Raw genomic sequence first — 9151 nt, 5'->3', positions numbered from 1 at the left:
TCGTCGGCAGCATGCTGCCGGATATCGACTCGGCGCGATCCAAGCCGGTCAATGCGCTTTTTAGCGTGCTCGGTGCCGGGTTGGCATTCGTCATGACCTTGCCCCTGATTGACCGCTTTCCGCCGCTGGAACTGACCCTGATCTGGGGCGGCGTGTATCTCTGTGTGCGCTACGGATTCTTCGAGATCTTTTCCCGCCTTACGGTGCATCGCGGCATCTGGCATTCCTGGCTTGCGACCGCGGCCGTGACCCTCGCGACGACGAATATCGCCGCCTGGTTGTGGCGGCTGCCGTCCGAGCTGGCATGGCTTGCGGGTCTGATGGTGGGCATTGGGTATCTGACCCATCTGAGCCTGGACGAGATCTACAGCGTCGATCTCTTCAACGCCCGACTGAAACGCTCCTTCGGGACGGCGCTCAAGCCCTTCAGTCTGAACAATCCCTGGAGCAGCCTGGGCATGCTGGCGACGGTTCTGGCGCTGGCATGGCTGGCACCGCCGGCCGATTCCTGGTCGGGCAGGCTCAGTCTGGAGATACCCGTCGACCTGGACGCCGTGCCAGGCATGATCCAGAATGTGGTCGAGCAGGTCAGGATCCAGGCGACTGTCTGGTGGACGCGCTTGATGGGTTGACGCGGACTCCGAATTCTCCGGGGTTCTCGCCCTTGGCGAGTTGCGCCGAACTGTACTCGAAGCCTGGGCTGCGCTAGATTGCAACGTTAGCCGAGTTTCGCCGACGCGCCGCAAGCAACGTGAGGAAAGCGCCCATGTCGATGGCCCAACCGCTGTTTTCAGACCCCGACTGGCCGGCGGGCGATCCGCCGGAGGGCATGCCGCCGGTTCCGCCCACACAGGACGAACTCCCCTGCGACGACGGAGAACCCATGGAGACGCAACGGCACAAGTGGCAGATGGATCTCCTGATCGATGCGCTCGATCTCTGGTTGCAGGAAAAGGGCGAGGGCTACACGAACGGCAACATGTTCGTCTATTTCAGCCTGGAGCAGACGCGGGGTCGCCATTTTCGGGGGCCGGATGTCTTTGTCGTCCTTGGCGTGCCGCGCGGCGAACGCAAGAGCTGGGTGGTGTGGGAGCAGGGCAAGGCGCCGGATGTAGTCATCGAGTTGCTCTCGCGGAGCACGGCGGCCAGCGATAAGGGCGAGAAGAAACAGATCTATCAGGACCGGATGCGCGTGCCCGAATATTTCTGGTTCGATCCCTTCAATCCGGAGGACCGTGCAGGTTTTCAACTGACCGACGGCGTCTACCAACCGATCGAGCGCGACGGGCAGGGTCGTCTCCGCAGTCCGCTGCTTGGTCTGGCGCTGATCCTGTGGCAGGGCGACTATCTTGGTATCGAAGGCACCTGGCTGCGTTGGGCGACGCCCGACGGCGTGCCCTTGCCAACCCATGCCGAGGCTGCCTGGAACGCCGCCGAGGACGAGCGCCAGCGTGCCGAAACGCAGACGCGACTGGCTGAGGAACAAACGCGATTGGCGGAAGAACAAACGCGACTGGCCGAGGAACAACGCCGTTTCGCCCAAGCGCAACAGGTTCTGGCCAGGACCGAAAGAGCACGTGCCGAGCGCGCGGAGGCCGAACTGACACGCCTCAAGGCGCTGCTTGAGGGAGACCCGCCGCGCTAACGCGCGGCGATGCTTGATGTCAGGCGCATTGCAGCCATAAAACAACAACGATGTAAGAGTTATGGACCTGAATTTGAATTTTCTCGACTTTGAACAACCCATTGCCGAGCTTGAGGCGAAGATCGAAGAGCTGCGTCTGGTGGGCCACGATAACGAACTCAACATCCAGGAAGAGATCGAGCGGCTCCATACCAAATGCGTGGCGCTCACCGAATCGATCTTCTCCGCGCTGACGCCCTGGCAGATCTCGCAATTATCGCGTCACCCGCAGCGACCCTATCTGCTCGACTACGCGCGACGGCTGTTCGACGACTTCCATGAACTCCATGGCGATCGGGCCTTTGCCGACGACCGGGCCATCGTTGGCGGACTCGCACGGATTGACGGTCGACCGATCATGGTCATCGGTCATCAAAAGGGTCGGGATACCAAGGAAAAGATCCTGCGCAACTTCGGCATGCCGCGCCCCGAGGGCTATCGCAAGGCGTTGCGTCTGATGGAGATGGCCGAGCGGTTCGGGCTGCCGATCCTCACCTTCATCGACACCCCCGGCGCCTATCCGGGCGTCGGCGCGGAAGAACGGGGGCAGAGCGAGGCGATCGCCCGCAACCTGCGCGAGATGTCGCGTCTGCGCACCCCGATCCTCTGCACCGTGGTGGGGGAGGGCGGTTCGGGCGGCGCGCTGGCGATCGGGGTCGGCGACTGGCTGGGCATGTTGCAGTTCAGCACCTATTCGGTGATCTCCCCGGAGGGCTGCGCCTCGATTCTCTGGAAGAGCGCCGACAAGGCGCAACTCGCCGCCGAGGCGATGGCGATCACCTCCGATAAGCTGTTGGAGCAGGGGCTGGTCGACCAGGTCATCAAGGAACCGCTCGGCGGTGCCCACCGCGACCCGGATGCCGTCGCCAAATCGCTCAAGGCCGTGTTGGTGGAACGCTTGGACGCGCTCGCCGGAATCCCGCCGGAGACGCTGATCGCGGCGCGCTATAAGCGGCTGATGGCCTACGGACGGTTTAAGGAGGCGTGACGGCGCGCGATCGACAGAGGCTCGGTTTGACCGACAGAATGAGGTGACGGCATGGCGATCAGTTACGAGGAGATCCTGGAGTTGTTTCGGGAGGTTGCGGAAGCGCAGAAAGAGACCGCACGGACATCCCAGGAGACCAAGCGGATGTTTCAGGAAACCGAGCGAAAGTTTCAGGACACGGATCGGAAGTTTCAGGAAACCGACCGGAAATTTCAGGAAACCGACCGGAAATTTCAGGAAACCGACCGCAGGATTCAGGAAACCGACCGGTTGGTCAGGGAACTGAGCAAGACCTTTGGCGGCTGGAGCAACCGGTTGGGCGAATTCGTGGAGGAGATGGTGCGTCCGGCGGTGGTGCGCCTGTTTCGCAGCCGCGGACTGGAGGTCCATCAGGTGATGCGCGATGTCACCGCGGTCAATCTGGACGGCGAAGAAGGCATCGAGGTCGATCTGCTGATCACGAACGCGCAAACCGCCATTGGCGTGGAGTGTAAAAGCCGTCTGACCCTGGAGGACGTACAGGAACATCTGGCACGGCTGGCGAAGTTCAAGCGTCTGTTTCCGCAATACGCCGACTATCGGCTGATGGGCGCGGTCGCGGCGATGGTGCTGCCCGATGAGGTCGCCCGGTACGCTTACCGCCAGGGTCTGTTCGTATTGGCGCAAAGTGGCGACACGATCCTCATTCGTAACGATGATCGCTTTACGCCGAAAGAGTGGTAGCAACAACATCAAGCTCGGTGGTTCGATCAGTGTCGCGGTCAATCAGCGCTCGCGCCAATCTTCAGAATCACGTTGCGGCTATTGTGTATATGCAATTATTGGCGGTTAGCTGATTCGCATGGCAGGCTTCGCTCCACAGCATCTGACAGCACTTCTTGCCCCCTTGAAACACGTCTCAAACTGCTGGATCGCATTCAGCGGTGGTCTGGACTCCAGTGTTCTCCTGTCCGCCGCCGCCACTGTTCGCGAGCATCTGCCGGGTGCCTTGTATGCCATCCATCTCGATCATGGCCTGCACCCGGACGCTTGTGAATGGGCCGCCCACTGCCAATCTCAATGCGATTTACTGGCGGTTCCCTTTACCGTTCGGCGCCTGCATCTGCGTCCACTCCCCGGCGAGAGCATCGAGGCCGTGGCCCGTGAGGCACGCTATCGGGCGTTTTCCAGTCTGTTGGCTCCGGGCGATCTTCTGCTGACTGCCCACAACCGTGACGATCAGGCCGAAACCCTGCTGCTTGCCCTGTTGCGCGGGAGCGGCGCTCAGGGTTTGGCCGCCATGCCCTTCGCGGCGCCACTTGGCACCGGTCGGCTGGTACGCCCGCTACTCGATGTCACGCGGGAGTCGCTGGTTGCTTATGCCCGGAGCCGGGGCCTCGCGTGGATCGAAGATCCCAGCAACCGCGAGACGGCGATGGATCGCAATTACCTTCGACTTCGGGTGTTGCCGCTATTGCGCGCGCGCTGGCCGGCGTTCGCGACGACACTCTCGCGTAGCGCAAGCCATTGCGCCGAGGCAGCCCAACTGACTGATCGTCTGGCGGCTCAGACCCTGGCCGGTCTCGATGGCGAACGTCCTGGCACGATCGGTATCCCGGCTTTGTTGCGGATCGACCGGCCGCTTCAGAAGGCGGCGCTAAGATTGTGGCTCAGGCGTCGGGATTTTGCCTTGCCGGACACCCGACAGATCGACCGTATCCTGGATGAAGTCCTGCCGGCTCGCCCGGACGCCAACCCGCTGGTCGCCTGGTCCGGCTGCGAGATCCGGCGTTACCGTCAGGATCTTTTCGCGCTTCCGCCCCTGCCGGATCCGCCACTAGCGACACTCGAAATCGACTGGCAAGTCGGCGGCGATGTGGCCGCGATGCTGGGATTGCCCAAAGGATTGGGCCGGTTGGAGTGGCATGCCGCATCTGATCGCGTGGATCCGACGGACGGTCAAGCGAGCGAGCTGGGGCAACAGTCGCTTATCGTGCGATTCGGGCTGACCGGGCAGGACTGCCAGCCGTTACGCGCCGATCATCGTCGTCCGCTGAAAAAAGTGTTTCAGGAAGCCGGCATCCCGGTCTGGCTGCGGCCCTACGTTCCCCTGGTCTTCAAAGGCGCTTCACTCATCGCCGTCGCTGGAGTTTGCCGTTGCCGGAGTCCGGATTCGGCCACCGACCCCCTTGGGGAATTCCGCTGGGTGGGTCATCCCTGGGAGGAATTCGGGCTGCTCATGCAGGAGAGACGTCGGGTCTAGGGCGAGTGATCGGTTGGCGAGCGATTGACTGTCTTTGTCCTTGGCTCGCTTGATCGGGACTGGTGTGTACCAGTAGACGGAAGAGCCGCTGAAGTGCCAGCGGCTCTCCTGTTACTGGGGGCACCTCAACGGCGGTCTTGCAACCCCGCGTTCGATGTCACTTGTATTTGCCGCTGATGGCGCCGGTCGCGTCTTCCTTCTGAAGGGCCTTTTCCGTTGCCTCCTGAGCCTTTTTATTGGAGGTAGGGGCCTTGATTTGGGCGGCATCGCCCTGGTCGGACGGGTAGTCTCCGGAAAGCTCGGCGCCCTGATCCTGGATGACCTTTTCGGTTGCTTCCTGAGACTTGGCATTAGGGACAGGCGTCTTGATCTGGGCGCCCTGGCCGACATTCATCGGCTCGTCGCCGGAGACCATGGGGGTGGCCGGCTGCGCGGCGGCAACGGCACCTGCAAGGGAAATCGCGAGGACGGCGACGGAACTGGTCACAATGTGCTTGAGAGTCATGAATACAATCTCCTTTCGTTAAAACGGAATCGGCCAGATACCAGTCGGGTCTCCAGGATCCTTGCAAGATACCAGAGGCTACGCCGGACCGGACCTATCACCTAAGGGTCATCTCTTCTCGAAATGCGCCATTTTGCTCTTCGACGTTCACGGGGAAGATCGCTTCGCAAGGCCGGCTTCGATCTCGGCGAGCACGATTGGGTGCCGCCTCTAACCGCCTGGAAGCCAAGTGCCCAGTGAGCACCCGCAGGAAATGGTAGGTAGATCATAGCAGGAGATAACCCTGGCTGCGTGCAGACTCTTCGTCATCCCATCGATTTCCGCCGGGTGGCGGGCAGGGCAGCAACTCGGTCACCGGTATCGGTGGTTTACCCATCGTCCCGGGTGCCGACCCGCCGCTGAAATACTCGATTTTAGTAGAGGGCGTTCATCATCTTCGCCCGATATCTGGCGACCAGTTCATCACCACCCCCGAGCAGATCGAACACCGCCAGCATGCCCTTGCGTCCCGCGTCGTCCTCGAAAGCACGGTCGCGCTTCATCAATTCCAACAGGTGTTCAAGTGCGCTCGAAAAGTCGCCGCGCAGCACCTGATGGGCGGCGAGCTGATAACGGGCTTCACTGTCCTTGGGGTCGGTGGCGATCCGGGTGGCCAGTTCCGCCTCTGGAGGGGCACCGTCGAGCGCTCTGGCAAACCGCAGTTGTCCGCGAAGTGCGATCACCTCCGGCTCGTTTGCAAGCTCGATTGGCAGACCGTCGAGCGCGGCCTGGGCTTTGGCAAACTCGCCCTGAGCGGCGGTTAACTGCACTTCGGCGAGAGGGAGACGGGCATTGGTGGGATTCTCGACTCGGGCTTTTCCGATCAGCGCTTGGGCGCCATCAAGGTCACCGTCGGCCAACAGATTCTGGGCCTGCGTCAACCATCCATCGGACTCGCGTGGGATGTGACGGTCCAGAAACTCGCGGACCTGGGACTCTGGCAGCGCACCCATGAATTGATCCACCGCGCGTCCAGACTTGAACAACTGCACCGTCGGCAGGCTCCGGATGCCAAACTGGGCCGCAAGCGCCTGCTCCTCCTCGGTATTGACCTTGGCCAGGATAAACCGACCGCCGTAATCCGCCGCCAGCTTAGCGAGCATCGGCATCAGCATGCGGCAGGGTGCGCACCAATCGGCCCAGAAATCGACCAGCACTGGACGCTCGAAAGACCCGTCGAGGACGACGGACTGAAAATTTTGCGCGGTCACGGTCACCACGAAGGGGGATTGAGTCATGATTGAGAACTTCTATGCTTGGAAAGCGGATACATCGACCGAAAGTAGCCATTGGGTCAAGTTGATTCAAGTTTTTCTTCTCCGTGCCCCCTCTGTCCGTGACAGAGTCGATCACGACATGGGTTGGCATGGACCGAGGAGTATTGTGTGATGCCTCAAGATTTGCATGTCGTCTGCCCCTCCTGCGATGCCGTCAACCGGATACCCAGCAGTCGCTTGGGCGGGGGCGCTAAGTGTGGCAAGTGTCACGGTCCACTATTCGCTGGAATGCCGCTGGCGCTCGACGAAGCGCGTTTCGCCCGTCATCTCGCGCGCAGCGATCTTCCGTTGCTGGTCGATTTCTGGGCGCCCTGGTGCGGTCCTTGCCGGATGATGGCGCCGGCCTTCGAGTCCGCCGCCGCCAAACTGGAGCCAGCGATGCGGCTGATCAAGATCAACACCGAGGAGGCCCAAAACCTGTCGGGGCGGCTGGGGATTCGCAGCATTCCGACCCTGGCCCTGTTCCGCGGCGGCGCCGAGGTCGCGCGTCAGGCCGGCGCCATGGACGCGAACGGCATCGTTGCTTGGGCACGGCGGGGACTGTGATTGAGGCAATGCGTTTTGAATTGGCGGAGAGAGAGTCCGCTAATATGACGCTTTAAGAGGTCCATCGCCGTCCAGTCTATCTTTCATATTCAATAGCTTGTTGTCTAACAACGTCTAGCAAAGTCCGCTATAATCCATGTCTGAGTGGGGGACCAGTTGGGGGACCGACCCGCTTTCGAAGGACATCAGACATGGGCAAACTCACCGCACGCAAGGCCGCCACAGCCCCGCCCGGCAAGCATGACGACGGCGACGGGCTCCGGCTCTACGTCTCGCCCTCCGGCGCCCGTAAATGGGTGTACCGATTCATGCTCAACGGCAGGCGACGGGAGGCGGGGCTTGGTCGAGAATGTCTTGGACGATGCCACCGCCCATCAATACCGCGATGCCAGCAACCCGGCGCGTTGGCGCGGACACCTGGATCAGTTGCTCGCTCGTCCATCCAAGGTGAAGACGGTCGAGCACCATCCGGCCATGCCTTACGCCAGGCTCCCGGAGTTGCTCTTTGAACTGGCCAGCCAGGCCAGCATGTCGGCCCTGGCCCTGCAATGGCTGATTCTGACGGCGACCCGGACCGGCGAAACCATTGGTGCCCGCTGGGAAGAGATCGACCAAGCGGCTGCGATCTGGACGATTCCCGCCGTGCGGATGAAGGCCAGGCGCGAGCATCGCGTTCCACTCACCGGAGCCGTTCTGGAGATCCTGGCACGACTCCCGCGCCTCGACGGTCATCTCTATCTCTTTCCCGGCGCCCGGCACGGCAAGCCAGTCTCCAACATGGCCTTGCTGCAACTGATGCGCGGCATGGGCTATGGCGTCGGCGGCAATCGTGGCGCCTATGTCCCCCATGGATTTCGGTCCAGTTTCCGCGATTGGGCCGGCGAGGTGTCGAGATTCCCCAGGGAGATCGCCGAGGCCGCTCTTGCGCAGGTCTTGGAGAACAAGGTCGAAGCGGCCTATCAGCGAGGTGACCTGCTGTTGAAACGGCGCAAGCTGATGGAGGCGTGGGCGGATTGGTGCATCAAGCCGTCATGCAAGGCATCCGCACTCCAGACGGGAATCGATCCCCGAGAAAATGCCGATTATTTGACGCAGATCAATTTCGCGTTGCCGTACCGTGAAGTGCGTTATTTTCTCGCGCTCTACCAGGAGAATCGCCGCCACTCGATTGCGCGCAGTCTCGATGCCTCGCCGGTGGCGTCCGCTGTGCGCACCCTGGCCGAATCGGAAGCGCAGGCCCTGGTGTTCGAGGGGACGATGGGCAAACTGCTCGAACGCCTGAACGAACACCGCGACGGCGCGGACGCCTGGCCCAAATCGGCGCGCGGACTCGGCGATGCGCTCCGGCGACAACGGCCGGCGCTGGCGCAAATCGGCCTCCAGGTCGAGATCGGCAAGGCGGGGCGCAACGGCGTCATGGTGACCATCCGCCAGCGTGAACATCGTGAACGTGGTGAACGTCATTCCGAAGTTTTCACGCCCGAAAAGAACAATGGACCGATGGTGGAGATCGAGCTATGACCGCCACTTGTTGCAGAACCTGTCGGATGCCGGCGTACAACTGGCCATTGGCGACACTGGCAAACTGAAGGTTTCCGGCGATCAATCGGCGGTGGATCGCTGGTTGCCGGAGATCCGGACGCATAAGCCCGAGCTGATCGCCCTGTTACAAGGCACCCATCAGGGCACCCCGCCGCCGCTCACCTCCGAGCAGCACGCCGACATTCAAGGGGTGATGCCTTTCGATAATGTATCCTAACAGGGCTGGGCACCGAACTGGTCGATCTTTTGCCAGAATTGCGCCCAGCGTCCAGTGGACTGCACGAGTGCCCGCAGGCTCAAGACGATCTTGGCGCCCTGGTGTTTCCAG

The 9151-nt window shown here is 61.8% G+C and carries 10 protein-coding genes and 1 pseudogene; 9 read left to right on the top strand and 2 right to left on the bottom strand.

The window, feature by feature from the left end:
• From QZY07_RS12005 to tilS, 5 genes are all read left to right on the top strand, one after another.
• Nucleotides 1-632, top strand: a 632-nt coding sequence (locus QZY07_RS12005; RefSeq protein ID WP_295402784.1) for a metal-dependent hydrolase, incomplete at its 5' end; no start/stop codon positions are given.
• Between the two features lie 134 nt (nucleotides 633-766).
• A complete protein-coding gene (locus tag QZY07_RS12000; protein WP_295402781.1) occupies nucleotides 767-1645 on the top strand; it encodes a Uma2 family endonuclease in 879 nt (292 codons plus the stop codon).
• A gap of 67 nt (nucleotides 1646-1712) precedes the next feature.
• The gene (locus QZY07_RS11995; protein WP_295402787.1) at nucleotides 1713-2672 is read left to right on the top strand and encodes an acetyl-CoA carboxylase carboxyltransferase subunit alpha; all 960 of its coding nucleotides are present in this window, start codon (nucleotides 1713-1715) and stop codon (nucleotides 2670-2672) included.
• 51 nt (nucleotides 2673-2723) lie between these two features.
• Complete coding sequence (locus QZY07_RS11990; protein WP_295402778.1) at nucleotides 2724-3395, top strand: DUF3782 domain-containing protein; 672 nt, start codon at nucleotides 2724-2726, stop codon at nucleotides 3393-3395.
• A gap of 163 nt (nucleotides 3396-3558) precedes the next feature.
• Nucleotides 3559-4914, top strand: coding sequence for a tRNA lysidine(34) synthetase TilS (tilS, locus tag QZY07_RS11985; RefSeq protein WP_295402776.1), 1356 nt, complete (start codon nucleotides 3559-3561; stop codon nucleotides 4912-4914).
• 157 nt (nucleotides 4915-5071) lie between these two features.
• Here the strand turns inward: tilS and QZY07_RS11980 are convergent, their stop codons facing one another.
• A complete protein-coding gene (locus tag QZY07_RS11980) occupies nucleotides 5072-5419 on the bottom strand; it encodes a hypothetical protein (RefSeq protein WP_295402773.1) in 348 nt (115 codons plus the stop codon).
• A 413-nt stretch (nucleotides 5420-5832) separates the two neighbouring features.
• A complete protein-coding gene (gene trxA / locus QZY07_RS11975) occupies nucleotides 5833-6696 on the bottom strand; it encodes a thioredoxin (protein WP_295402770.1) in 864 nt (287 codons plus the stop codon).
• Between the two features lie 150 nt (nucleotides 6697-6846).
• Here trxA and trxC point away from each other — a divergent pair, with 150 nt between their 5' ends.
• From trxC to QZY07_RS11960, 4 genes and pseudogenes are all read left to right on the top strand, one after another.
• On the top strand, nucleotides 6847-7281 hold the full coding sequence (gene trxC, locus QZY07_RS11970) for a thioredoxin TrxC (protein ID WP_295402767.1): 435 nt from the start codon (nucleotides 6847-6849) through the stop codon (nucleotides 7279-7281).
• Nucleotides 7282-7472: 191 nt separating this feature from the next.
• Nucleotides 7473-7568 (top strand): annotated as a pseudogene (locus QZY07_RS27405) (hypothetical protein); the annotation flags it as partial.
• A 67-nt stretch (nucleotides 7569-7635) separates the two neighbouring features.
• Nucleotides 7636-8802 (top strand): site-specific integrase, encoded by a 1167-nt coding sequence (locus tag QZY07_RS11965; RefSeq protein WP_295402764.1) that lies wholly within the window; start codon nucleotides 7636-7638, stop codon nucleotides 8800-8802.
• Between the two features lie 7 nt (nucleotides 8803-8809).
• Nucleotides 8810-9040, top strand: a complete 231-nt coding sequence (locus tag QZY07_RS11960; protein ID WP_295402762.1) for a hypothetical protein — start codon at nucleotides 8810-8812, stop codon at nucleotides 9038-9040.
• Nucleotides 9041-9151 lie beyond the last annotated feature (111 nt).

The sequence above is a fragment of the uncultured Thiocystis sp. genome (genome assembly GCF_903866365.1).
In the GTDB taxonomy this organism is placed as follows: Bacteria; Pseudomonadota; Gammaproteobacteria; order Chromatiales; family Chromatiaceae; genus Chromatium.
This window is presented reverse-complemented; position numbering and strand designations above follow the sequence as displayed.